This window comes from Pseudoduganella umbonata, assembly GCF_014192225.1.
GTDB classification, from domain to species: domain Bacteria; phylum Pseudomonadota; class Gammaproteobacteria; order Burkholderiales; family Burkholderiaceae_D; genus Rugamonas; species Rugamonas umbonata.
On sequence record NZ_JACHXS010000009.1, the window covers coordinates 14,186 to 39,714 of the forward strand.

16 protein-coding genes are annotated in these 25,529 nt (G+C 62.4%); 8 read left to right on the forward strand and 8 right to left on the reverse strand.

The window, feature by feature from the left end; genetic code table 11:
- Positions 1 to 10: 10 nt before the first annotated feature.
- Positions 11 to 1,030: a putative 2-aminoethylphosphonate ABC transporter substrate-binding protein gene (locus FHS02_RS21265; RefSeq protein WP_137316436.1), complete on the reverse strand. Its 1,020-nt coding sequence runs from the start codon at positions 1,028 to 1,030 to the stop codon at positions 11 to 13.
- 197 nt (positions 1,031 to 1,227) lie between these two features.
- Here FHS02_RS21265 and FHS02_RS21270 point away from each other — a divergent pair, with 197 nt between their 5' ends.
- The 3 genes from FHS02_RS21270 to FHS02_RS21280 all read left to right on the forward strand — a co-directional run bounded on the left by FHS02_RS21270 (position 1,228) and on the right by FHS02_RS21280 (position 5,266).
- A complete protein-coding gene (locus FHS02_RS21270) occupies positions 1,228 to 2,262 on the forward strand; it encodes a porin (RefSeq protein ID WP_137316435.1) in 1,035 nt (344 codons plus the stop codon).
- Positions 2,262 to 2,753 carry a GNAT family N-acetyltransferase gene (locus tag FHS02_RS21275; protein WP_137316434.1) on the forward strand — a complete coding sequence of 164 codons (492 nt, stop codon included), beginning with the start codon at positions 2,262 to 2,264 and terminating at the stop codon, positions 2,751 to 2,753. The genes FHS02_RS21270 and FHS02_RS21275 overlap by 1 nt, the downstream gene beginning before the upstream one ends.
- Positions 2,754 to 2,890: 137 nt before the next feature.
- Positions 2,891 to 5,266 carry a TonB-dependent receptor gene (locus tag FHS02_RS21280; protein ID WP_137316433.1) on the forward strand — a complete coding sequence of 792 codons (2,376 nt, stop codon included), beginning with the start codon at positions 2,891 to 2,893 and terminating at the stop codon, positions 5,264 to 5,266.
- A 208-nt stretch (positions 5,267 to 5,474) separates the two neighbouring features.
- Here FHS02_RS21280 and FHS02_RS21285 read toward each other — a convergent pair whose 3' ends face one another.
- Positions 5,475 to 7,580, reverse strand: a complete 2,106-nt coding sequence (locus tag FHS02_RS21285) for a DUF4357 domain-containing protein (protein WP_229430122.1) — start codon at positions 7,578 to 7,580, stop codon at positions 5,475 to 5,477.
- Between the two features lie 142 nt (positions 7,581 to 7,722).
- Positions 7,723 to 8,730, reverse strand: coding sequence for a helix-turn-helix transcriptional regulator (locus tag FHS02_RS21290; RefSeq protein WP_137316431.1), 1,008 nt, complete (start codon positions 8,728 to 8,730; stop codon positions 7,723 to 7,725).
- Positions 8,731 to 8,953: 223 nt separating this feature from the next.
- Here FHS02_RS21290 and FHS02_RS21295 point away from each other — a divergent pair, with 223 nt between their 5' ends.
- Positions 8,954 to 10,822 (forward strand): ADP-ribosylglycohydrolase family protein, encoded by a 1,869-nt coding sequence (locus FHS02_RS21295; protein WP_229422376.1) that lies wholly within the window; start codon positions 8,954 to 8,956, stop codon positions 10,820 to 10,822.
- 161 nt (positions 10,823 to 10,983) lie between these two features.
- Here FHS02_RS21295 and FHS02_RS21300 read toward each other — a convergent pair whose 3' ends face one another.
- Positions 10,984 to 11,469, reverse strand: coding sequence for a DUF4265 domain-containing protein (locus FHS02_RS21300; protein WP_229422375.1), 486 nt, complete (start codon positions 11,467 to 11,469; stop codon positions 10,984 to 10,986).
- A gap of 163 nt (positions 11,470 to 11,632) precedes the next feature.
- Between FHS02_RS21300 and FHS02_RS21305 the strand changes: the two genes are divergently transcribed.
- Positions 11,633 to 12,730: a zinc-binding metallopeptidase family protein gene (locus FHS02_RS21305; RefSeq protein WP_137316430.1), complete on the forward strand. Its 1,098-nt coding sequence runs from the start codon at positions 11,633 to 11,635 to the stop codon at positions 12,728 to 12,730.
- On the opposite strand, the gene FHS02_RS21310 is transcribed toward FHS02_RS21305, so the two are convergent.
- The 3 genes from FHS02_RS21310 to FHS02_RS21320 all read right to left on the reverse strand — a co-directional run bounded on the left by FHS02_RS21310 (position 12,713) and on the right by FHS02_RS21320 (position 16,010).
- Positions 12,713 to 13,507 carry a transglutaminase-like domain-containing protein gene (locus FHS02_RS21310; protein ID WP_137316429.1) on the reverse strand — a complete coding sequence of 265 codons (795 nt, stop codon included), beginning with the start codon at positions 13,505 to 13,507 and terminating at the stop codon, positions 12,713 to 12,715. The genes FHS02_RS21305 and FHS02_RS21310 overlap by 18 nt on opposite strands.
- Before the next feature lie 129 nt (positions 13,508 to 13,636).
- Positions 13,637 to 14,596, reverse strand: coding sequence for an alpha-E domain-containing protein (locus FHS02_RS21315; protein ID WP_137316428.1), 960 nt, complete (start codon positions 14,594 to 14,596; stop codon positions 13,637 to 13,639).
- Between the two features lies 1 nt (position 14,597).
- Positions 14,598 to 16,010: a circularly permuted type 2 ATP-grasp protein gene (locus tag FHS02_RS21320; RefSeq protein WP_137316427.1), complete on the reverse strand. Its 1,413-nt coding sequence runs from the start codon at positions 16,008 to 16,010 to the stop codon at positions 14,598 to 14,600.
- A 385-nt stretch (positions 16,011 to 16,395) separates the two neighbouring features.
- On the opposite strand from FHS02_RS21320, the gene FHS02_RS21325 reads away from it, so the two are divergent.
- Genes FHS02_RS21325 through FHS02_RS21335 form a run of 3 tightly spaced genes read left to right on the forward strand, consistent with a single transcriptional unit; the run spans position 16,396 to position 23,342 of the window.
- Positions 16,396 to 19,779, forward strand: coding sequence for a transglutaminase family protein (locus FHS02_RS21325; protein WP_137316426.1), 3,384 nt, complete (start codon positions 16,396 to 16,398; stop codon positions 19,777 to 19,779).
- Between the two features lie 42 nt (positions 19,780 to 19,821).
- The gene (locus tag FHS02_RS21330; protein WP_137316425.1) at positions 19,822 to 22,410 is read left to right on the forward strand and encodes a circularly permuted type 2 ATP-grasp protein; all 2,589 of its coding nucleotides are present in this window, start codon (positions 19,822 to 19,824) and stop codon (positions 22,408 to 22,410) included.
- Entirely contained in the window at positions 22,407 to 23,342 is a 936-nt protein-coding gene (locus FHS02_RS21335; RefSeq protein ID WP_137316424.1) for a transglutaminase family protein, read from the forward strand. Before FHS02_RS21330 ends, FHS02_RS21335 begins: the two co-directional genes overlap by 4 nt.
- A 439-nt stretch (positions 23,343 to 23,781) precedes the next feature.
- Here FHS02_RS21335 and FHS02_RS21340 read toward each other — a convergent pair whose 3' ends face one another.
- Entirely contained in the window at positions 23,782 to 25,527 is a 1,746-nt protein-coding gene (locus FHS02_RS21340; protein WP_137316423.1) for a hypothetical protein, read from the reverse strand.
- Between the last annotated feature and the right edge of the window lie 2 nt (positions 25,528 to 25,529).

A 25,529-nucleotide genomic window follows, 5' to 3' on the forward strand; every position in this document is an offset into this window, starting at 1 on the left:
CGCACGCTCTTTACTTGGGTTCGGCCTTGCCGTCGTAGCGCCGGGTCCACTCGGCCAGGATGCGGTCGCGTTCGCGCGACGACCAGCGCAGGTCCTGCCTGACCAGCAGCGTCTCGTAATTGGCGGGAATCGCCGGATGCGGCTTGGCCACGCCCGGATAGGCGACGATGGCGAAGTTCTTCGCATACAGCTCGTTGGCGCCGCGCGAGGCCGCCCAGTCGGCCAGCCTGCTTGCGGCCGCCTGGTTCTTGCTGGCCTTGAGGATGGCGGTGCCTTCCACGTCCCAGCCCAGGCCTTCCTTCGGCAGCACCACGTCGAGCGGCGCACCGCCCTCCTTCAGCTTGGCCGCGCGGTACTCGAAGGCGATCCCGATCGGGAATTCGCCGGCCGCCGCCTGCTTGCAGGGCTTGGAGCCGGAATGCGTGTACTGGGCGATGTTGTCGTGCAGCCCGTCCATGTACGCCCAGCCGTCCTTCTCGCCGAACAGCGCCAGCCAGGCCGTGACGTCGAAGTAGCCGGTGCCGCTGGAAGCGGGATGCGGCATCACGATGCGCCCCTTGTATTCGGGCTTGAGCAGGTCCTTCCAGGACTCCGGCTTCTTCAGGCCCAGCCTGGCCGCTTCCACCGTGTTGAAGCAGATCGCCGCGCCCCACACGTCCATCCCCACCCAGGCCGGCGGCCGTGCACTGTCGACGTAGCGCGGCGACAGCTTGTCGACACCCTTCGGCGCATAGGGCTGCAGCATGCCTTCCCTGTCCAGCAACAGCAGCGAGGTGGCAGCCACACCCAGCACCGCGTCGGCCTGCGGCGCGGCCTTCTCGGCCAGCAGGCGGGCGGTGATGATGCCGGTCGAATCGCGCACCCATTTCAGCCTGATGTCGGGATTGGCGGCTTCGAACGCCACCTGGTAGGCCTTCAGCTGGTCGGCTTCCAGCGCGGTATAGACGGTCAGCGTGGTGGCGGCGTGGGACTGCAGGCAGGCAATCGACAGCAAGGCGGCAAGCGCGCTACGGATACGGGGGACAGGCATCGGCGACTCCGGTGAGTGGAACGGTTCTTAACAGTTGCGGCCATCTTATCGGTGCTTTGTGACTGCACAATGACATCTAGACGTCTGCATTGAAAGTTAGGATTTATATCTAGTCATCTAGACGTCACTACGTTGTCACAATGGCGCTTTAAGCTGCGGTTCCGGTTACTTCTCCACCATCACTAGGGATCGATGAAATGAAAAAACAAGTCCTGGCCGCCGCTTTCTGCGCGGGCTGCGCAGGCGCCGCAGTGGCGCAATCGAACGTGGGCATCTACGGTGTGCTCGACCTCAGCCTCGTCAACGTTTCCGGCGCCACGCCAGGCAGCGCGGGCTTCGACGGCAACGACACGAAGGTGCAGAGCGGCACCCTGCAAGGCAGCCGGATCGGGTTTCGCGGCACGGAGGACCTGGGCGGCGGTGTGTCGGCGATCTTCACGATCGAGTCGGGCATCCTGGCCGACACTGGTGCGTCCGACCAGGGCGGCCTGCTGTTCGGCCGCCAGGCATTCGTCGGTCTCCGGAGCAGCACGCTGGGCGCCATCACGATCGGCCGGCAGTACGGTCCCGAATACCTGGCATGGAAACTCATGGAACCGATGGACGACGGCTTCGCCGGCGCCGGCAGCAACTTCTTCGCCACCAACGGCAAGCGCGTCAACAACTCCATCAAGTACACCACGCCGACCGTCAACGGCCTGACCGCCGACGTGCTGTACGGCGCCGGCGAGGTGCCCGGCAAGAACACCGCTTCGCGCGACATCGGCGGCTCGGTGACGTACGTGCGGGACCCCGTGGTGATCCGAGCCGGCTACAACCGGCTCGATAACGCCGCCGCCAGCGACAAGGCCGTCAACTACGTGGCCGGCGGCAGCTACGACTTCAGGGTGGTCAAGGCGATCGCCATCTACGGCAACAACAAGGGCACCGGCAGCATCGACAACCGCGATTTCCTGCTTGGCGCATCGGTCCCCTTCGGCGCCAGCACGTTCCTGGCCAGCTACATCCGCAAGGACGACAGGAGCGGCGCGAACAGGGATGCGCACCAGGTCGCGGTCACCTGGACCCACGACCTCTCGAAACGCACCATCGCCTACGTGTCGGCCGCGCGCGTGAGCAACCGGAATGGCGCCAGCTACCACACCTACAACGCCACGCTTCCGGCGGCAACGCAGGCGGGCGCGGTGGCGGGCACGCGCGAAGTGAACATCGGCCTGCGCCACGCATTCTGATGGCGACCGTTCGACAGGCGGGTATCGCCGATCTCCCGGCGCTGGCCCGGCTCTTCGTGCAGCTCGGCTATCCCAACACGGTGGCGGAGCTGGAACTGCGTTGGCCCGACTTCCATGGCCGCGATGCCGATTGCTGGGTTGCCGTCAGCGGCGGCGATGTCATCGGCGTGCTGGCGCAGAACTACGTGCTGCCGCTGAACACCGCCGCGCACTACGCGGTGGTGAGCGCCTTCGTGGTGGACGAAGCGGTGCGGCGCAGTGGCGCCGGGAAGGCGCTGATGCGTTGCGCCGAGCAGGAGGCGGTGCGGCGGGGCTGCACGCACACCGAGCTTTCCAGCAGCATGCGGCGGCCAGTGGCGCACCTGTTTTATCTGGACTACGGGTTCGTGGAGGTGCCGAAGCGGTTCGTGAAGGAGTTTGCGGCGCGGGCGCGCGTAGCCAGGGAGATAACGCCGAGAGATGACGTAAAGGGAGTGACGACAAGGGGGTAATCGCGAGGAGTGCGGGGGCCGGGCGATAAAACTGTCGCGCCGATCAGACAATGTTTCAATAATTAACTTATTGCAAACCTGATTGCTACAATGGTCCGATCGTCCCCCCTTGCCCCTCCTCTCTCCTCCAGATCCCTATGAAAATTCGCCCGCCTGTCGTGTTGCGCCGTTCTCTCGTTGCCGTCTGCATCCACGCGGCGCTGTATCCCCAGGCGGCGTTGGCACAAGAGGCGGCGCAGCAGGCAACGCAGAATGCGAACCAGGACAGCCAGATCGAAATCGTCACGGTCACGGCACAGAAGCGCAAGGAAGATCCGGCCAAGGTGGCGATGAGCATCTCGGCGGTCAGCGGTACCCAGCTGCAGTCGCAGCACGTCAACGACATCACCGACCTGACGCGCATCGTGCCCAACATCTCTTTCACGGCCGCCACCGGCAATGGCGGCGCCGGTCCCGGCACGTCGAACATCGAGGTGCGCGGCATCAGTTCCGGCGCCGGCGCGGCCACGGTCGGCATCTACCTGGGCGACGTGTCGCTCACGGTGGGCAACGTATACACGATGGGCGCGGTGGAGCCAAAGTTCTTCGACATCGACCGCGTGGAAGTCCTGCGCGGCCCGCAGGCCACGCTGTACGGCGCCAGTTCGATGGGCGGAACCATCAAGTTCGTGCCCAACGAGCCGGACCTTCAGGAGCGTTCGTTCGATACCTACGCCGAGGCCTCGTCGCTGCGCGGCGGCAGCATGAATTATTCTGCGTCCGCCGTGGCCAACCTGCCGCTGGTGACCGACGAGCTGGCGCTGCGCATCGGCGTGCAGTCCCAGCGCGCCGGCGGGTTCATCGACCAGGTCGACGGCGACGGCGCCGTCATGGCGAAGAACATCAACCGGATCGACGACCAGGAGGTGCGCATCGCGCTGAAGTGGAAGCCATCCGCCGCGCTGACGGTGTCGCCGTCGGTGTACTACCAGAAGGTGGACGCCAAGGACATCTCGGCGTTCAACATCGAACTGCCCGCGTACCAGGCGCAGAAGCAGGTGCGCGAGCCGTCGAAGGACACGCTGCAGACGGCCACGGTGCTGGTCAACTGGGACCTGGGCTGGGCCGACCTCACGTCGAGCACCAGCCATTTCAAGCGCAAGTTCGACCGCACCCAGAACGGCTCGGCCTACAACAGCTATTCGCTGTCGACGTTCCTGACGTCGACCGAAGACGGCGGCACGGCACCGCCGGAACTGATCGAGGCCATCGCCGGGTTGCCGTCGGCCGTGTACCTGAACAACCGGGTGCGGCAGGTATCGCAGGAATTGCGTCTGGCCTCGAGGCCCTATGACAGCGCCGTGTCGCCATGGACCTGGCTGGCGGGCCTGTACTTCTCGAACCAGCACACCAACATCGAAGAGAACGATCCGATCTTCGGCGTCAACGATACCTTCGCGCACTTCGGCTTCGACATTGCCGATCCGGACCTGTTGCCCGACGCACGGCCGAACGCCTTCCCGAACGACAATGCCTTCATGGGCATCTTCCACTATCACGAGAGGCAAAGCTCCGTGTTCGGCGAAGCGAATTACTACTTCACGCCCACGCTTCACCTCACCGTGGGAGCACGCTACCTGAAGGGCACGTCGACGCTCGACCAGCAGAACGGCCTGTACCTGGCGGGCGCCGGCAACACCGGCAGCGCGCGGCTGTCGTCGCACGCCTTCATGCCGAAATATGCGCTGACGTGGGAGGTCGATCCGGCCCATACCGTGTACGGTACGGTCGCCAAGGGCTTCCGGCTGGGCGGCTCGAACGTGTTCGTGCCACCCACCACCTGCGGTCCCGACCTGGAAGCGAACGGTCTCGACGAAGGCCCAGCCACTTACGCGCCGGACAGCCTGTGGAACTACGAGGTCGGCAGCAAGTCGCGCTTCCTGAACAACCGCCTGTCGTTCAATGCCGCGCTGTTCTATGCCAAGTGGAAGAACATCCAGCAGGGCGTGTACCTGCCGACCTGCGCGTACACGTATAACGCCAACGCCGGCAATGCCGTCAGCAAGGGCATCGAGATCGACATCAAGGCCAAGCCCCTGCCCGGCCTGACCCTGAGCGCGTCCGGGGGCTACGTGAATGCCGAACTGTCCAACGACGAGGGCATCAACAACGGCGTGATCGGCGCGGTGCGCGGGGCCAAGGTGCAGGGCGTGCCGAAGTTTAACGCCGCGGTCAGCGCCCAATACAACTTCGCGGTGGGTGGCAACATGAGCGGCTTCGTGGCCGGCGGCGTGCAGTGGGTGGGCTCCAGCAACGGCTCGCTGAATCCCGAACTGCTCGATTACGAGCGGCCGTCGTACCACACGGCCGACATCAGTGGCGGACTGGCCTTTTCGCGCTACAAGCTGAGCGTGTTCGTGAAGAATGTGCTCGACGACGACACCGTGATCCAGCATCCGCAGGTCGCGTCGATCGTGCAGGGGTACCGGGTGGCGCCTCGCAGTATCGGGGTGAGTCTGGCGGCGAAGTTCTGAGGATTGCCGTGGAGCGCCATGGGTGCCATGGACATCCAGGGCATCCGGGGCCGGTACATCGCATGACGCGGCGACCGGCCTAGCCGCCCGCGCTCCACAGCAGCAGCCCGGGCAAGCATGCCATGTACATTCTATCCAAGCGAGCCCTCAATAGGCCTGGATGCGTTGCAGGCGAATGATCGGGCTCTGGTCGATCGTGCACTTCGGGTCAGACTTGCGATATGGACGGCACAGACTCGGCACCGATGCTGGCAATCTGCGTTGCCGGCAAATTGTCATGCCAGGCAGCATACGTAATGGATGTTCCTTTCACTTTCCAGCTGTTGCGACCATTATCAGGGCGGCCTAGTACGGTGGCCGCTGCTGCGCTGGGCTTCTTGAAATCCGTGTCCGTCGAAAACACCAGGTGCGTCTGGTCCTTGGACAGCGTGAGAATGCCGGTCTTGATCAAGTCATCCCGGAGCACCGAATAGGTATGTGGCTTGCCATTCCATTCGAGTTTGGCTTTAGCACCTGCCAAGACGGTGAACACGTTGCCCTTTTCGACTGCCGTCGCGGAAAGGCCATGCCGGGAACTCCTAAGTTCGTATGCTACGGTCCCATCGCCGGCTGCAAGGCTAGCAGCCACAGCACTGGCGATATCGGCCTTGCTCTTGCGTTTTTCCAGGCGCAGGTGCGTTTCAAGCTTGGCAATCATATTCGCCTGCCTTTGCTGCATGACGTCGACAGTCCATTGAGCATGCTGCAATACCTGAGTCGTCAACGCGAAACTGCAGACACCATTTTTGGAAAAGTACGCTGTCTTCTTCCACTCCAGATCATGATTGCTTGCCGCACTATTCTTGCTTCGGCTGAGCAATGCCAAATTTCCGAGACGATGGACCCATGCCTGGTGTGAGTCTGTATCGGGCACCCAGGCAACCCATTGGCTATTTGGAGCAGGTTGCTGTGGCATCACGTGTTCCACCGATACGACGTCGTGCTGGTACGTAGCGGTGCCATCGGCCATCAAGCGGTCCAGGCGCAGCAATAACAGCGCGAGTGCTCGTGGTGAATGGGTCTCGTACAAGGGACCGTTCAATGCTGCGTAGGTATCGTGTTGTTCTTCGGGCGAAAGCTGCAACGGCGAAGAATCTTCGAATAGTTCTGCATCCTCTTCTACCGCGCTTGTAAGCAGGGAAAAGCGCTCGATCCGCTCATTGATGCCTGCTTTGCGTGCGAGCATCGAGTACGCGAGGCGCTCCAGGTCACGGAAGAAATCCAGCACCATGTTCGGATGTTCGCGATGCCTGATGAAGAATGCCAGTGCTGGAGGAACCCAATCCTTGAATTCCAGCCGCTTCAGCCAACGCAGGTAATCATTTACCTCCTCGGCAAACTGCTGGCTTGAGTAGTTCATATCGCGCATTTCACGCAGCGCTTGCGCCATTGGTATTAACAAGGTGTCGATGAACTGCCCCGGCTGCTCAACCGCTCCTACATGCTCTTTGAATTCCTTTAGCAGCGTACCTTGGGGCTTGGCCTTTCGATAGACCATGCGAATGTGGCTGAACAGTTCGCCGAATTCATCACGGCCAAGCAGTTCTTCCTCATCCTCCCACTTCTTGGTGTAGGCATCACGGAGATCTTTTGGCAGGCCACCTATGATTTCAGCTTTCAATATATCGGTGGCACTCAGGTCAAGGCCGCGGCTATTCAACACGCCAAAGATCCGGTATGCGGAGTCCAGATCGGGTGTCGCCACCAGGACCAGATAGCAGCGATGCATCACGAACCTCACTAGGCGGAGCAGTGCGGCTTCAGAAAGCGAGCCAAGCTCTGTCATGAATACTTGGGCATTCGCTCGCAACCGTGCCTGGGCATCCGGCAACTTACTGTTGAGCTGCAGTACAGAATGCAGGCCGCCTTCATGTTGCACGTACTCCCGGAAGAAATCACGATCCCGTTCGCGAAGCGAAAGGCGGTAGCGGTCTTTTGTTCCCTTCACAATACTGGCCTTCTCATACAGGCAATTCGTAATGTCCTTCTGAACATCATCATTACCGACCGTGGCTCGAATAGCTGAGAGCAAGAGGGTCAAAGTTGTCAGCCTTTGCTGCCCATCGACCACCGTTGCATCGACAGAGCTGTCGGATTTGATCAGCACAATGCTGCCGAGAAAATATGGGGTAGCTTCAGTGACATCGTCCGGTGCAGCATTCGCCGCTGCAAGCAAGTCATCCAGCAACTCGCGCGCCTGCTCGGTGCCCCACGCATACGGCCTCTGATATCCGGGAATCGTGAAGATATAGTCGTCGCAGAAAATCTTGCTCAACGCTTGCTCTTTGGCTGTCAGCATATGCATCAGGAATTAGTTCCAGTTAAAAAGGTTTGAACAGCCGGGCCAGGCCCAACGTCCTTAAGTGAGTGAGATCAGAAAAGAAGTACGACTGCGCCTGGGTCGATCGGCGTAATACTCATCCATACAGCCGCGCCATATTCCGCACCATCCCGGCAATCTCTTCGCGCAGTTCCACCGGTTCCAGCACTTCCACTCCATCGCCAAACCCCAACAACCACCACAGCAAAGCACGGGTGTTCGGTACAGTGGCCGTGAGCGCAATACGGCCGTCATCGAGAACTTCGAGTTCCTGCGCAACGCAAAGCGGCGTTTCAAACAGATGCTCGCCGGCCTGGCGCCTGAAAACGGCACGCAGCCGCGCGGGCGGCCCGGTAACGATACCGAACTGGCCCGATGCCACGTAGGCATCGAGATCGAAGCCCGGACATTTGCGCGCGGGTTCGAACCGGTCCTCTGCCGCCACGATGCGGTGAAGCGCCAGGGTACGTGCGTTCTCGTAATCGCCAAACATGCACACCAGATAGATCACTCCGCCGCGCTGCACGATAGCGACGGGATGGATGCTCGGATAGTGCACCGGTGAAACAGCGTCGCGCTTGCGATAGCTGATGGCCAGCTGGTGGTCCTGCATCAGCGCCGCATAGACGGTATCGCGGACCTGCTCGTTCAGTACCGGCGGCAGCAGCGGCTGGGCTGGCACGATACTGCGTACTTTGCCCAGCCATGTTTTCGATGGCGTGTCAGATTCCACCGTCGCCAGCGTGCGGGCCGCGGCCTCGAAATATGGCTGCAGTACTTCGGTCGTGTTGGGCGGCAAGTGGTTGCGCAGATGCTGCTCGACGAGCTTCAACGTCAACGCTTCCGGCACCGAGATGCCCGGCAAGTTGAATCCAGCGCCTATGCGCGACCAGCTCCAGCCAAAAGGTTTCGACCGGTCGTCATATTCGAGATCGAATACTTCCGTCAGGTCCTTCAGGTCGCGTTGGATAGTGCGGTCGCTGACATCGTAATCGGACGCGGCCAACAGCTCGCATAATTGCTTGACCGTGATCTTGGCCGGCGCGCGCGGCAACAGTTTCAGCATGTGCCACTGCCGCAGCAGCGATTTTTCGTTCGTTGCCATGTGATTCTCTTGAATTCAACGCTGGGATACTATTGTTTAAATGAAAAATATGGAAGCATCAGGCAATATTTTTTACGAATATTTCCGGAAATCGTTGTATGCGACACGCCTTGTCGGTGCAGTGTTTATCGTGCCGTCGAAGGCGTAGCGCGATCGTTCCTGCCTGGCACAGGCTGAACCCGAATTCATCGTGAGCGCGAACTCAGATTGGAGAACTAAACAAATGCACGACCAAGGGGAATTTTGTCTCGACGCCCAAACATTGGCGCAATATGGCTTGCCTGACATTGTCTACCCAATCGCTTCAACCTCGATCGAAGTGGCTGTACAACAAAACGGCGTTCTGCCTTTGGCAGAAATGCTGTACGGGTTACAGCAGAGCCGTGCCGACGGCAAGGCTGACTGGCAGCAAACTGAGCCTGCCGCCAGCAGGCTTGCCGAATTGCTTTCGTCGGCGGACTACAGTGCAATCATGGCCGTGTCGGGAGAAAAATGGTGGCTCGAGCTTGGACCCGTAGATCTCGGCTCGCGGTTCGTCACCGTCCAGCGCGGCGATTTCCTGTTGGCGGCCGTTGCACCTCGCAAGGATGGGCGCTTGCGGGTGGCCGTCTTCCGTCCACTGGATGCGAAAAGCATCGGTTACCTAATCGGATTGGCCCAGGTGCCCGATTCCGAGAATGGTGTTTTCATGCGTGAAAGCAACTGGCAGTATGCGCTGGACTCATCTGCCGGCTTTGGCAATTTCTATGCAGCGGACCGGGGCGAAGCCTACCTGTCGTATTGGGAGAAAGGGCTGGGCATCAGCTCGGATGGCTCGGAAGTAGCCGCATGGCGCGCCCAGGCAAACCTCAACTCCAGGCCAGCCTCCTGTGTTGTCGCAGAGCTTACGACGTGGGCGTTGCTGACTCATGCGCAAAGCGAAGCGGTCCAACAAAGCGCCAAAGCGGAGGAACCATCGCCCAAAACCGGGCGGCGCGGCAAGCGCCAACAACGCGGCACGGTACGAGGAAGATTCCTGGGGTGCCTGTTGGGCGGCGCTGTCGGCGATGCATTGGGTGCGCCGGTGGAATTCATGAAGCGTACCGAGATCCTGCAACGCTTCGGGCCGGACGGCATCACGCAATATGCTCCCGCTTACGGGGGGCTCGGAAAAATCACCGACGACACGCAGATGACCTTGTTCACTGCCGAAGGACTGATCCGCGGATGGGTACGCGGCTGCCTGAAAGGTACCACCACGTATGCCGGTGTGACAGCCCATGCCTACCTCCGCTGGCTCCTGACCCAGGGGGAACGCCCGGCCTGCGACATCAGCTTTGGTGTCGACGAACCGGGATGGCTCATCCAGCAGCGCGAATTGTACAGTCGCCGGGCACCGGGCAATACCTGCCTTTCCGCCCTCCGGTCGATGCAGCGCTTGGGCGACGCAGCACACAACAACAGCAAAGGCTGTGGCGGCGTGATGCGTGTAGCTCCTGCAGGGTTGTTCGCCTGGCGGCTAGGCCAGCAGGAAACGCCCGAGGAAGCTTTTAACCTTGGTACCGAGCTCGCTGCACTCACCCATGGCCACCCTACTGGTGCATTGACTGGCGGCGTACTGGCTGTGCTGATCCTGGCCCTGACGGACGGTGTGTCGCTGCCTGAAGCGATCGATGCTTCGAAAGCGATCCTGCGGCAGAAGTCTGGGCACGAAGAAACTCTGTGGTGTATCGAACTGGCAGAACGCTTGGCTGTGTCCGGCGAGCGTCATGAGGCTGCGATTGCGCAGATAGGCCAGGGATGGATCGCAGAAGAAGCACTGGGGATATCCATCTATTGCGCGTTAGTTGCGCGCAACTTCAGGCATGGCGTCGTGCTGGCAGTGAACCACGATGGCGATTCGGACTCCACCGGTGCAATCGTCGGCAATTTGCTGGGTACGATGCACGGATTGAAGGCGATTCCATCTGAATGGCTGGAATCGCTGGAGCTTCGTGATGTGATTACGGCACTCGCGGAAGATCTCTATGCATTTAAAGACTGGAAGATCGACAAATACAGCGAAAACCTGGAGCTGAAACAGAAAATTTGGAAGAAGTATCCAGGGTGTTGAGTCGGAACCGTGCGAGTAGAGCATGATGCAGTGAGCCCGGCATTGCGTACCAAGACCCAGCTCCGGGGCATATAGCGAGCAATGAAAAATTGAATTGCTGCGGCTCCCGGGCCGCCCATACTCGAACATTGACCGTCTGAAACAGCCCATGGCACTGAGCCTCACTGCCACCAATCCAGCAGCGTCTCATCATCCACGTCGTCGAAATTCTTGTAGACGTTCGCGAAGTACCACTGAACGCCCGTCTTCGCGGTGAATGCGTCGAAGACTTGGCAGATCGTGGCCATCCCTGCGGAAGCCGGTACCGACAGGGCCAGGCTGCCACGATAGCTGCCGTCGAGCGTGCCATGCAGCTTCTCGCCGACGTTCTTTTCCAGTTCGTCGACATGGCCGGCGGCGAGTTCATCGGCATAGACCTGGATGCAGAAATTGCCGCCGCGCTGCACGACCGTGGCCGGTGCGGTGGCGTTTTTTATCTCGACGATATCGCCTCGAGCGAGATTCAGCGCCAGCCCGGGCGACGACAGCAGCTCGTACCTGTCCTCGCCAAGACTGTTCGCCGGGATCTCTTCGCAGACCGGCCCGTCTTCCCGCATCGCCACGAACAGCGCGACCAGCGTGGTTCCATCCTCGTCCATGTGGTGCATTGCAACCTTCCTTTTCCAACGCCATTGCCAGCACGCAGGGTACAGGATGCGCCACCCCCGCGCACGATATGAGGCGTAGTCCGACACGACCATATCAACACGAAAATAACTGATAGATTGTCAATATCCGTCGTTCAACCCCTTACTCTATCGGTCCCTGTCCATGAAAACGTTTCATTGCGACAAATGCGCACAACAAGTCTTTTTCGAAAATACCTTGTGCTTCAACTGCGACAGCACGCTCGGCTACCAGCCGGCGACACGCAGCATCAACAGCTTCGAGGAAACCGAGGATGGTCACTGGCGCAGCCTGAACCGCGTCGACGAAGGCAAGCTGTATAAAAAATGCGGCAACTATGTCGAACACAATGTCTGCAACTGGATGCTGCCCGCGGACGATCCCCACGAGCTGTGCGCCTCATGCCAGCTGACCGTCGTGATCCCCGCGCTGTCGTCGGAAAAAAACCACGTATTGTGGGCGCGCCTCGAAACGGCCAAGCGCCGCCTGCTGTTCTCGCTGGCGACACTGAACCTGACGCCGGCCTCGAAAGAAGAGGAACCGGAAACCGGCCTGGCGTTCCAGTTCCTGGAAGACGGCGTCACCGACCAGTGCGTGATGACCGGCCACGATAACGGGCTGATCACGCTGAACATCGCCGAAGCCGATCCGGCCGAGCGCGAACGCACGCGCGAGCAGATGCACGAACGCTACCGCACCTTGCTGGGGCATTTCCGCCACGAGAGCGGCCACTATTATTTTGACCGGCTGGTCGTCGACAGCGAGTTCATCGACGGTTTCCGCGCCCTGTTCGGCGACGAGCGCCAGGATTACGGCGAGGCCCTGAAGCGCCACTATGCAGAGGGCCCCGTGGAAGACTGGGAGTCGCGTTTCGTCAGCAGCTACGCCAGTTCGCACCCGTGGGAAGACTGGGCGGAAACCTGGGCCCACTACCTGCACATGATGGACACGCTGGAAACGGCGCACGCGTGCGGCCTGTCGCTGCATCCCTCCAAGCCGCTGGAACCGTCGCTGGACATCACGGCACCGCCAACCAAGGTTGCCTCGTTCGACGACACGCTCAGCGACTGGTTCGCCCTCACCTACGTACTCAACAGCCTGAACCGCAGCATCGGCATGCCGGACTCGTATCCGTTCAAGCTCAGCACGCCGGTACTGGAAAAGCTGGAATTCGTGCACAAGGTGGTGCGCGCCCAGCGGCCAGTGAAGACACCCGGGAAGCCTTCAGGAAAGGCTGCCTAGCAGGTCGACCGACACCTCCATGTCGTTGCGTACCAGCGGCGGCCCGAACTGGCTGAAGATCGCCACGTTGGCGGCATCGTGGCCGCGGGCGATCGTCACGCGGCCGCCGCGCGGTGCATCCTGGGTCGGATCGAAGGTGTACCAGCGCCCGCCCACGTAAGCCTCGAACCATGCGTGCAGGTCCATCGGTTCCAGGCCGTGCAGGTAGCCGGCCACGATGCGCGCCGGGATGCACAGGCTGCGGCACAGGGCGATGCCCAGGTGCGCCAGGTCGCGGCACACGCCTTCGCGCCGCTCGTTGACGGCGCTTGCCGCCATGTGGCTGTACGGCGATGCAGGATTGAAGCGCACCTCGCGCCGGATCCACGCGGTGATGCAGGCCACCTGGTCGTACCCCGGCGCGACGCCGGCGACGATTTCGGCCGCCATCTCGGCGAACAGCTCGGATTCGCAGTAGCGGCTGGGCAGCAGGTACGTGAGCACCTCGTCGGGCAGGGTCTGCACCTCGTCGAACGGTGCGCCTGGCGCGACGTCGATCGTAGGGGACGTCATCACGTCGGCCGACGTGTAGATCGAAAAGGCGCCGGGTGGCGCCACCAGCCGCTGGCACAGGTTGCCATAGCTGTCGGTGAATTCCATCGCCGGCACCCCGGGCGCCAGGTTATAGCTTTGATGGGCCACCCATTGCAGTGCGTCGCTGCGCGGGCGCAGCATCAGGATGAACGGCGTCGGCTCGGCAACGATGAAACTCAGGTTGCATCGGGTGCGCAACAACATGGCAGGCTCGCTTTCGCTTGTTGACATAAGTGCACCAATAAGGCGCACGAGTTGCAAATATTACCATTTTGGTGCGGTGCGTCATTTTTTGGTGCAGAAGTGTGACATTGCGCAGGCATGGCCGACACCTTACGCCGCGTCTTCCGACGCGGCCGGCACCAGGAAATCGCTGCCGATGCCATTGCCGATCTGCTCGATCGAGACGAGGAACGACGTCAGGAAATCGTGCAGGCCTTCCGCCAGGATGTCGTCGATCACCGCATGCTGCAGGCGGGCGTGCAGCTTGCCGGCCAGGCGCTCGGTTTCGTGCGACACGTCGTTGCTGATCTCGCGCAGGTTGGCCACCACGGCGGCCATGCAGGCCACCAGCGAGCGCGGCATCTTCGCCTCGAGAATCAGCAGCGTGGCCACGCGGGCCGGCGTGATGGCATCGCGGTAGACCTTGCGGTAGGTCTCGAACGCGGACACGGAGCGCAGCAGCGCCGCCAGGTAATAGAACTCGCCCTGCGGCCCCGCCTTGATGGCATCGGAATCGAGGGAGCGGAATTTCACGTCGAGGATGCGCGCCGTGTTGTCCGCGCGCTCCAGGAAGGTGCCGAGGCGGATGAAGTTGAACGCACCGTCCTGGAACATGGTGCCCAGCGTGACGCCGCGCGACAGGTGCGAGCGGTGCTTGACCCATTCCAGGAACTGGCCCGGCTGGTGCTCGAACATGCGGCTTTTCAGGTGCTGCTGCAGCTCGATCCACGTGGTGTTCTCGGTTTCCCACACTTCCGTGGGCAGGGTGCCGCGTACCGCCCGGGCATTCTCCCGCGCGCCCGCCAGGCAACTGGCAATCGATGAAGGATTGTCCGGATCGCGCACCATGAAGTCGATGACTTCCTTCTGCGTCAGCGCCGGATATTTGGCGTCGAACTGCCGTTCCAGTTCCGACACGCTCAGCATGGTGCGCCAGCCCTGCTGGGCGGCCACCGACGATTGCGGCATCAGCGAGTACTGCACGCGCACGTCGAGCATGCGGGCCGTGTTTTCGGCGCGTTCGGTGTAGCGGGCCATCCAGAACAGATGATCTGCGGTGCGGCTCAGCATATTAGTTCTCCAGTATCCACGTGTCCTTGGTGCCGCCGCCCTGCGACGAATTCACCACCAGCGAGCCCTCCTGCAGCGCCACGCGGGTCAGCCCGCCCGGCACCATCGTCACCGTCTTGCCCGACAGGACGAACGGGCGCAGGTCGATGTGGCGCGGCGCGATGCCCGAGTCGACATAGGTCGGGCAGGCCGACAGCGCCAGCGTGGGCTGGGCGATGTAGCCCGACGGATTGGCCAGCAGCCGCTCGCGGAACGCCTCGACCTGGGCGCTGGTCGAGGCAGGGCCGACCAGCATGCCGTAGCCGCCAGCGCCGTGCACTTCCTTGACCACCAGGTCCGGCAGGTTCGCCAGCGTGTAGGCCAGGTCCTCCTTCTTCCTGCACTGATAGGTGGGGACGTTGTTGAGGATCGGCTTTTCGCCGAGATAGAACTCGATCATGTCGGGCACGTACGGGTAGATCGACTTGTCGTCGGCCACGCCGGTGCCAATGGCATTGGCCAGCCCCACCCGCCCGGCGCGCACCGCCTCCATCAGGCCGGGCACGCCCAGCGTGGATTCGGGGCGGAATGCGCGCGGATCGAGATAGTCGTCGTCGATGCGGCGGTAGATGACGTCGACCCGCCGCGGGCCGCGCGTGGTGCGCATGTAGACGGTCTCGTTTTTCACGTACAGGTCCTGCCCCTGCACCAGCGCGACACCCATCTGCTGGGCCAGGAACGCGTGTTCGAAGTAAGCCGAATTGTGCATACCGGGCGTGAGCACGACCACGGTCGGATCGGCGATGCCATGCGGTGCCACGGTGCGCAGGTTATCCAGCAGCAGGTCGGGATAATGATCGACCGGTGCCACCCGGTTGCTGGCGAACAGCGCGGGAAACAGCCGCATCATCATCTTGCGGTTTTCCAGCATGTACGAGACGCCGGACGGCACGCGCAGGTTGTCTTCCAGGACGTAGAACTCGCCCTCCCCGGCCCGCACGATATCGACGCCGGCAATGTGCGCGTAGATGTCGGCCGGCACGTCGACGCCCTGCATGGCCGGCCGGTACTGGGCATTGTTCAGGATCTGTTCGGGCGGGATGATGCCCGCCTTGAGGATCTCCTGGTCGTGGTAGACATCGTGCAGGAAGCGGTTCAGCGCCGTCACCCGCTGCACCAGGCCGGCCTGCAGCTTGGCCCACTCGGCGGCGTGGATGACGCGCGGGATGATATCGAACGGGATCAGCCGCTCCTTGCCGGCCGTGTCGCCGTAGACGGCGAACGTGATGCCGACGCGCTGGAAGATCAGCTCGGCTTCGGTCCGTTTCTGGTCGATCTGGCCCGGTGGCTGGAGCGCCAGCCAGTCCGCGAACGCCTGGTAGTGCGGGCGCACGGTTGCCTCGGTGGAATACATTTCGTTGTAAAAGTTCGGCATCGATTCCTCCTCGTGGCAAGAGTGCTAACAAGAAACGTGCCAGGGGGGTTAATCGGTCGAAACAGCCACGGCAGGTAGCGTTACAGGGGTCTGTCCCCGGTAAGTGACGACCTGCGTGCTTGCCAGCGGCAGGTTGAGGGGACTGACCCCGGTGTTTGCCCGCATTCCTGGCACGCCGGCAAACACCGGGGTCAGTCCCCTCACAACGCCAACAATAAGCTAGCTGCCAACACTTACCGGGGACAGACCCCTGTAACGCTAGCGCCGGCGATCGCATCGACCAGCCACTACTCCCCCACACACTCCAGACAGAGATTGCATTTTTAGCAGGTACGAATCATGCTTCATCACCTTATATCGCGCCCATTTCGAAAGGCAGTCCCGCATGGCTATCCGTATCGCGCTGCACCACAAGACCAGTTACCGCTATGACCGCTTGGTCAGCCTGTCCCCCCATGAAGTGCGCCTGCGCCCGGCCCCCCACGCGCGCACGCCGATCCTGTCCTACTCGCTGACGGTAACGCCGCAGGAACACTTCATCAACTGGCAGCAGGACCCGTACGGCAACTACATCGGCCGCTTTGTCTTCCCCGAAAAATCGGACACCCTCGACTTCACGGTCGACCTGGTGGCCGACATGACCGTCATCAATCCGTTCGACTTCTTCGTCGAGAAGTACGCGGAGACCTTCCCGTTCGCCTACCCGCCGCAACTGACGTCCGAGCTGAGCGCCTACCTCCAGATCGAACCGTCAAGCCCGCTGGTGATGGAATGGGTGACCGCGGCACGCCGCGACCTGCTGGGAAAACCGATGGGCACCAACGACTTCCTGGTGGCCGTCAACCAGCGCCTGCAGCGCGACATCGCCTACCTGCTGCGCATGGAACCCGGCGTGCAGGCCCCCGATGAAACGCTGGAGAAGCGTTCCGGCTCGTGCCGCGACACCGGCTGGCTGCTGGTGCAGATCCTGCGCGAGATGGGGCTGGCGGCACGCTTCGTGTCCGGCTACCTGATCCAGCTGCGCGCCGACCAGGAAGCGCTCGATGGCCCCAGCGGCACCGACGTCGACTTCACGGACCTGCACGCGTGGACCGAGGTGTACATCCCCGGCGCCGGCTGGATCGGGCTCGACCCCACCTCCGGCATGCTGGCCAGCGAGGGCCACATTCCGCTGGCCTGTACCGCCCTGCCGTCGTCGGCGGCGCCAGTTTCCGGCTACACGGACAAGGCCGAGGTCACGTTCTTCCACGAGATGACGATCACGCGCATCCACGAAGACCCGCGCGTCACGAAACCGTACACGGAAGCGGACTGGCAAAAGATCGACCGCCTCGGCCAGCAAGTCGATGCGGACCTGAAGGCCCAGGACGTGCGCCTGACCCAGGGCGGCGAACCGACCTTCGTGTCGATCGACGACATGGACGGCCCGGAATGGAACACCCAGGCCCACGGCGACAAGAAGCGCGAGCTGGCGGGCAACCTGATGCACCGCCTGAAGAACCACTTCGCGCCGGGCGGCATGCTGCATTACGGCCAGGGCAAGTGGTACCCGGGCGAACCGCTGCCGCGCTGGGCGCTCAATATCTACTGGCGCATCGACGGCCAGCCGATGTGGCTCGACGCCACGCTGTTCTCGGACGAACATATCGACGACGGCTATGGCCCCGACGATGCCGGCCGCTTCACCACCGAACTGGTGAAATCGCTCGCCCTGCCCGCTAACAGCGCCATCCCCGCCTACGAGGACGTGCTGCTGCAAGCCCAGCGCGAGCAGGCTCTGCCGGGCAACCTCGATCCGCTGGACGCCGATCTCAACGCGCCGGAAGAACGCCGCCGCCTGGCCCGCCTGCTCGAACGGGGCCTGGGCGAGGTGGCCGGCTACGTGCTGCCGCTGAAGGCCAAGGACTACGATCCAGCCACGATCGGCACCGTCTGGCAGACGTCACCGTGGCCGATCCGGCGCGAGAACCTGTACCTCATCGAGGGGGATTCGCCGATCGGCCTGCGGCTGCCGCTGGCCACGCTGCCGTGGGTGCTGCCGGAAGAACGCGAGGACGAATACGACGTCGACCCGTTCGCGCCGCGCGCCGCGCTGCCGGTCGAGGAACGGAAGAAGGAAAAGGAGAAGCGGCCGATCCTGGGCCTGGCTGCGGGCAAAGCAGCGGACAAGGCGCCCGACAAGGCCCGCAGGCCGGTCGTCGAACCGATCCGCCCATTGAAACCGGCCGAACCGGCGCCGCGAGACGTGATCCACACCGCGCTGTGCGTCGAAGTGCGCGCCGGCCGCCTGTACGTGTTCATGCCGCCACTGAAACGCATCGAGGATTACCTGGCGCTGGTGGGTGCTGTCGAACGCACCGCGGGCAAGCTGGGGATGAAGCTGCGCATCGAAGGCTACGCGCCGCCGCGCGACCCGCGCATCAAGCTGCTCAGCGTAACGCCCGACCCCGGCGTGATCGAGGTGAACATCCACCCGGCGGCCAGCTGGAACGAGCTGGTTTATAACGTGTCGACCTTGTACCAGGAAGCCCGCCTGACCCGGCTGGGCACCGAGAAGTTCATGCTCGACGGCCGCCACACCGGCACCGGCGGCGGCAACCACGCCACCCTGGGCGGCGCCACCGCCGAGGACAGCCCGATGCTGCGCCGTCCGGACCTGCTGAAAAGCCTGATCACCTACTGGCAGAACCACCCTGCCCTGTCGTACCTGTTCTCCGGCACGTTCATCGGGCCGACCAGCCAGGCGCCGCGCGTGGACGAAGCGCGCGACGACAACCTGTACGAACTGGCGATCGCGTTCCAGCAGATGGACCAGGTACTGCCGACGTTGCATGAAGGCGACAAACCGTGGATCGTCGACCGCCTGCTGCGCAACCTGCTGGTGGACCTGACGGGCAATACCCACCGTTCCGAATTCTCCATCGACAAGCTGTATTCGCCGGACGGCCCCACCGGCCGCCTGGGCCTGGTGGAATTCCGCGCCTTCGAGATGCCGCCGCACGAGCGCATGAGCCTATTGCAGATGCTGCTGCTGCGCGCCCTGGTCGCGCGCTTCTGGCGCCAGCCCTACCAGGCCAAGCTGGTGAACTGGGGCGTGGCGCTGCACGACCGCTGGATGCTGCCCCATTTCGTCGCCCAGGACATCCGCGACGTGGCCCGCGACCTGCGCGCGCACGGCTACGAATTCGAGGACCACTGGTTCGAGCCATTCATCGAGTTCCGCTTCCCCCGCTTCGGCACTGTTGTTTATGAGGGCGTGGAAATGGAGCTGCGCCAGGCGATCGAGCCGTGGAACGTGCTCGGCGAGGAAGTCAGCGCCGGCGGCACCGCGCGCTATGTCGATTCGTCGGTGGAGCGGATGCAGCTGCTGGTGCGCGGGCTGACCAACGGCCGCCACGTCATCGCCTGCAATGGCCGCATGCTGCCGCTTCACCCGACCGGCATTCCAGGCGAGTACGTGGCCGGCGTGCGCTTCCGCGCCTGGAGCCCGTGGTCGGCGCTGCACCCGACCATCCGGGTACAGGCACCGCTCACTTTCGACCTGGTCGACACCTGGAGCGGGCGCGCGATCGGCGGCTGCACGTACCACGTGGTGCATCCGGGCGGCCGTAACGAAGTCGGCTCGCCCGTCAACGCCAACGCCGCCGAGGCGCGCCGCTTCGCGCGCTTCTGGCCGCACGGCCACACGCCGGGCCCGATGACTGTGCGAAAAGAGGAACAGAATCCGAGCTTCCCGATGACATTGGATTTGCGCTGGCAGCCAGATTAATCTACTGTTGATGCCTTATGGAAAGCAAAGCTGCTGTGCGACATGTCGAATAATCTACTTGAGTCCTACCTCTCCGCGCCCGATGGTTTCGATGAAATGCTCGACGCGGCGAGGGTGCCCCGCGCGCACTGGCGCGCCATGCTCGACAGCCTGGAGCACGAACCGCCGGACATGATGCGCCAGCGCCACGAAATGGTGCAGCGCCAGGTGCGGGAAAACGGCGTGACGTACAACGTGCGCGCCGACGCCGACGGCCTGCAGCGTCCATGGGACCTGAACGTGCTGCCCCTGATCCTGCCGTACGAGGAATGGAGCGGCATCGAAGCGGCGGTGATCCAGCGCGCCCGGCTGCTCAATAAGATCCTCGGCGACGTCTACGGCCCGCAGGACATGCTGCGCGAGGGCCTGCTGCCCCCGGCGCTGGTGCATGGCCACGCCGGCTTCCTGCGCCCGTGCCACGGCATGAGCCACCACGACGACATCGCCCTGCACTTCTACGCGGTGGACCTGGCGCGCGCGCCGGACGGCCGCTGGTGGGTGCTGGCCGACCGCACGCAGGCGCCATCCGGCGCCGGCTACGCGCTGGAAAACCGCGCGATCATTTCTCCCACCTTTCCCGACCTGCTGCGCGAACTGAAAGTGCAGCCGCTGAGTGGTTTCTTCCGCACCATGCGCGACAGCCTGGTGCACTGGGGCCGCCTGTGCGCGGCCAACGGCGATTCACCGGCCCCGCTGCGCGAAGGCGAAATGCCGCTGATCGTGCTGCTGACGCCCGGCCCCCGCACCGAAAGCTATTACGAGCAGGCGTATCTCGCGCGCCATCTCGGCCTGCCGCTGGTGGAAGGCAGCGACCTCACCGTGCGCGACGGCGTGGTCTATTTAAAAACCTTGGCGGGACTGCACCGGGTGCATGTGATCATCCGCCGCGTCGACGACGAATCCTGCGACCCGCTGGAACTACGCAGCTCGATGCTGGGTGTGGCGGGACTGACACAGGCGGCGCGGCGCGGCAACGTGCTGGTGTCGAACAGCCTGGGTTCCAGCCTGCTCGAATCGGGCGCCCTGCTCGGCTTCCTGCCGGCGCTGTCGCGGCGGCTGCTGGGCGAGCCGCTCAAAATGCCGTCGGTCGCCACCTGGTGGTGCGGCGAACCGGCCGCGCTGGAAGCGGTGATCGCGAAACTCGACCGGCTGGTCATCAAACCGAGCTTTTCACAGCTGCCGCCGGTCACCGTGTTCGGCCAGGACCTGGCCGGCGATGCGCGCGAGGCGCTGATTGCCAAGCTGCGCGCCAATCCGAATAACTACATCGCCCAGGAAGTGGTGCAGCTGTCGCGGGCACCGGTCTGGAAGCCCGGCGCGGCCTCCGGCCTGCAGCCGCGCGCCATCGGCCTGCGCGTGTTTGCCTGCGCCACGCCCAACGGCTATGTCGTGATGCCGGGCGGCCTGACCCGCGTAGCCACCGGCCCGGATGCGCGCGTGCTGACGATGAAGATGGGCGGCGCCAGCAAGGACACCTGGGTGCAGGCACGCGCCCGGGTGTCGGTGCCGCGCCTGCAACAGCGCAGCATCACGGGCAAGGACCTGGTGCGCGAAGACAGCAACCTGTCGAGCCGCGTGGCGGAAAACCTGCTGTGGTTCGGCCGCTATGCGGAACGCTGCGACAACATCGCCCGCCTGCTGCGGGTGGCGCTCAACTTCCTGTTCAACGTGCGCTTCGACCAGCGCGGCGCGGAATGGCCGACCGTCGAGGCGCTGTGCATCTATTTTCAGCTGATCGATGGAGAAAGACGGCCGGTGGCGGGACAGGCGGCGCAGATGCAGAGCCAGACTTCCGGCCAGGGTGGTCAATCGCAAAGCCAGAGCCAGGCGGTCGCCATCTTCACCGATGCCGAACTGGAGTCGGCCCTGCTGCTGGCGGTGGTCTCGCCCAACGTGCCCGGGCTGGCCCGGCAGCAGCAACAACTGGTGCGCCTCGCCGGCCAGCTGCATGAACGCTTCTCGGTCGACAACTGGCGCGCACTGAACCGCATGGCGCAACCGGCCGCCCGTCCCGGCGAGCGGCCGTCGCAGTCGGAAGCGATGACGATCCTCGACGACGCCGCCTCCTCGCTGATGACGCTGGCCGGCTTCGCGCTCGACGGCATGACGCGCGACCTCGGCTGGCGCTTCATGTCGATCGGCCGCCGCCTGGAGCGGCTGCAGTTCCAGAGCGTGGTGCTGCAGCGCGCGCTGGCGATGGACGAAAACGGCAACCTGGAATGGCTGCTCGAACTGTCCGACAGCATCATCACTTATCGGGCCCGCTATCGCGCCCAGCCAGAGTGGCTACCGGTGCTCGACCTGCTGCTGCGCGACGGCACCAATCCGCGCTCGATCCTGTTCCAGATGGACGGGATTTTGGGGGCTTTGCGGAAAATCGCGCTGACGCATGGGGACTGCGGCGTGGAGCTGCTGGCGCCGTTGCGGGAGGAGGTGCTGGCCCTGGAGCCGGATGCCGACCTCAATTACGCCAATGCGCATTTGAGCGACCTGCTGAATCGCATCCAGGTGGCCAGTGCGGCGTTGTCGGAGAAGATCAGTGTGCAGTTCTTCAGTTATACGGATGGGCAGCAGAGGAGCCGGAGATCATGAGTGACTTGCTGCCTGAAGGTAGGCCCGGCGAGGTGTGCGCGCGGTATCGGGTGGTGCATGAGACGCGGTATCGGTATCAGAGCACGGTGACGTTGTCGCAGCAGTATCTGCATCTGACGCCGCGCTCGTTTGCTTTCCAGCAGACGGAATCGCACCAGATCTGGCTGGATCGTTCGGTGGACGATGCTCGCGATGGCACCGACTATTTTGGGAACTGTACCCGGCATGTTGCTTTGACTGTGCCGCACGATAGTTTGCTGGTGCATGCGGAATCGACCGTTGCGCTATTTGCGCGCCCTACCCTGGCGGATATTGGTGGCACGCTGCCTTGGGAAGGCACGCGGGACATGATGGCCAAGGAGAAGAGTGCCGCTACCCTGGAAGCTTGCCGGTATCTGTATGCGTCGCCGCATGTTTATGCGTTTCCGGAGCTGGAAGCGTATGCACGGGAGAGTTATACGCCTTGCCGGCCACAGTTGGATGCCGCGCTGGAGCTGACGCATCGGATTTTTGAGGATTTCGATTTCGATGCGCGGGCGACGGAGATTTCGACGCCTTTGGAACAGGTGCTAAGGGGGCGGCGTGGGGTTTGTCAGGATTTTGCCCAGCTGATGATCGGCTGCCTGCGCAGCCTTGGGCTGCCGGCTCGTTACATTAGCGGGTATATCTTGACGCATCCGCCGGAGGGGAAGCCAAGGTTGGTGGGGGCGGATGCTTCGCATGCCTGGGTTTCGGTGTTTTGCCCGGAGCGGGGGTGGGTGGATTTTGATCCGACCAACCGGTGCCTTGTGGGGCATGAGCACATTACCTTGGGGTGGGGGCGGGATTTTAGTGATGTGACGCCGATGCGGGGGATTGTGTTGGGGGGTGGGGGGCAGGTGTTGGATGTGGAGGTTACGGTGACGCCGTTGGGGGTGGGACCTGATGGTTGAGCGAGCTCTAGTACTCCGATCTGACAACGCTGCATCAGAACTGAGCGGGATAGCTGCTTCGTATCTAGCGCGAGGATTGAAAATCCTTGTGTCGGTGGTTCGATTCCGCCCCGGGCCACCAAGAACATCCTTGACGAAACGCCGATCCATGCAGGTCGGCGTTTTTGTTTTCAGTACACGAATTCCTCGTGTCCGGTCCATTGCCGGTCCACCATCTCTGCGCTCGCACAACCGTCCGAATCGTCCAAACGTCCGCCCCACTCAGCTCCTCGCTCCGTAGCACGGACCTCAAACGTTTAAATGTCCAGACGTTCAGACGTCCAAACGTCCAAACGTCCAAACGTCCAAACGTCTATTGTGACCTCCAGGCTACGGTGACAGAACGGACTTAGGTCCGATGGTCGCAGGTTCGAAGCCCGCACGGCCTACCACGAATTGCCTATTCATCCGAATCCGCCTCCGGCTTCTCTTCCTTGACCTCGTCGGTTGGAAGGCTCAGCAGCGCGGCATTCATCTGCCGGTAGAGCGGCTCGACATCAGATTCGACCTCGTCGTAGTACTCGGGAAGCAACATGCTGTACTTCTTGTCGAAAACGGTTGTCTTGTCGAGCTGAGCGTCCGAGTGTTTCGTGACGCAGACTATGAGCTGCATGGAATCCGGAAGGCTCTCTGCGATGAACCCGAGGACGACGTGGAGGTTCAGGTCGTCTTGGTCCTGCTGGTTCGGAGAGTCTATGACTACGGGGATCGACATGCCTAACTGTTCGCCGTGGCAGACCTTCCACAAGGCTGCGTAGTAAGCGAGGAGTAAACGAGGCCCTCCGCTGCCTGAACGGTTAGGTCTGCTGACGAGGTTTGGATTGCCCGAAGGATCGGGTACGTTGAGCGACTTCCTCGCTAACTGGTAGGCTTCCCTAAACGCAGCCACAATCCTTTTGGCACGCTTCTTGTCAGTCAACGCATCCAGTCGCGCCTCGATTTCCGCAAGTTTGGCGTTCCAGTCTGCCAGTTCGCCGGCGATCTGTTCTCTTTCGGCGTCGAATGCCCTATGGGCAGCCTGGGCTCCTTGGGATTCCACTACCTCTTGAAACCGGAGGTCCCCGCGCTTTTGCTCAAGAATCCCGTTGATTCTGGCGTAGTTGCCGCGCAGCGTCCGAAGTTCCTCGTTCGTCGATTCCAGTTGGCGTCTCGCGGTAACGAGATCCCTCTGGAGCGTACGCGTAAGCTCCTCCAGGATCCTGGCGTCCTCGGCATAACCCAAGTAGTGCAGGAACGACTGCTCGTGCTCCGCCCCACACGTCGGGCAGACGATTTCATTGGCATTGGCAATGTTCGCAAGGTACTTCTGGTCTCCGGCGTATTCCCGCAGCGACGCGAAGGCGGTTTGGATCTGGTGGTTGATGCTTGCAACCACTTCGCCCTCGCGGACATACTTAGCACGCAGAGTTTCTTGCAGGCCGTTGAGCTCGTTCGCCTCCGATGTCAGGCGGCGGATTTCATCTTCGAAGCCCGCCTCCGACAGCTTCACTGTGCCGACCGGAAGAGTCTGGCTCAGCCGACCGCGAGCGCGTTCCAGAAGCTTCATCTCGCTGACACGCGCGTCGGCTTCCTTCGATATTGCGCTTTGCTCGCTCTTGAGCTCATAGTATTCGGCAGGCTTGATACCGCTGAAATATTCGAGGATGCTGCGGACCGGTGCCGCATACTGCATCGTAGCGGGGAAAGTGTCCCATTTTTCCCGCCAGCTCCCATCTTGGTCAATGTAAAACGGGAGGAAAAAACAGGAAGGATCGGCCAATACGCCCTGCCCTGTCTTTTTGGAAGTCAGCATGAGCTTGAAACCGACCAGCGCTGCGAACGTTTCTGCCCATGCGGCAGGCGAATCAGTTGCTTTGAGAAGCTTGCCGGACGAATCGTGAAGCGAGCGCGCACCACTATGGTGGATGACGGTGAACGATTCACCGTCTACCTTGAACCTGACTGCGGAAACGGTCTGAGGATCCCATTGTTCGAGGGTTCCCAGCGGTTTGGCACCAAGCGTTACGAAGAGGTGCTTAACGAGGCTTGACTTGCCCGTATGGTTTTCCCCTTGGATCAAGTTCCTGTGCGGGTGAAAGCTGACCTTCCTGGCTTTTTTGTCGCGGTGCGATAGCAGCGATATGCTTTCGAATTGGAAGATTCTCATAG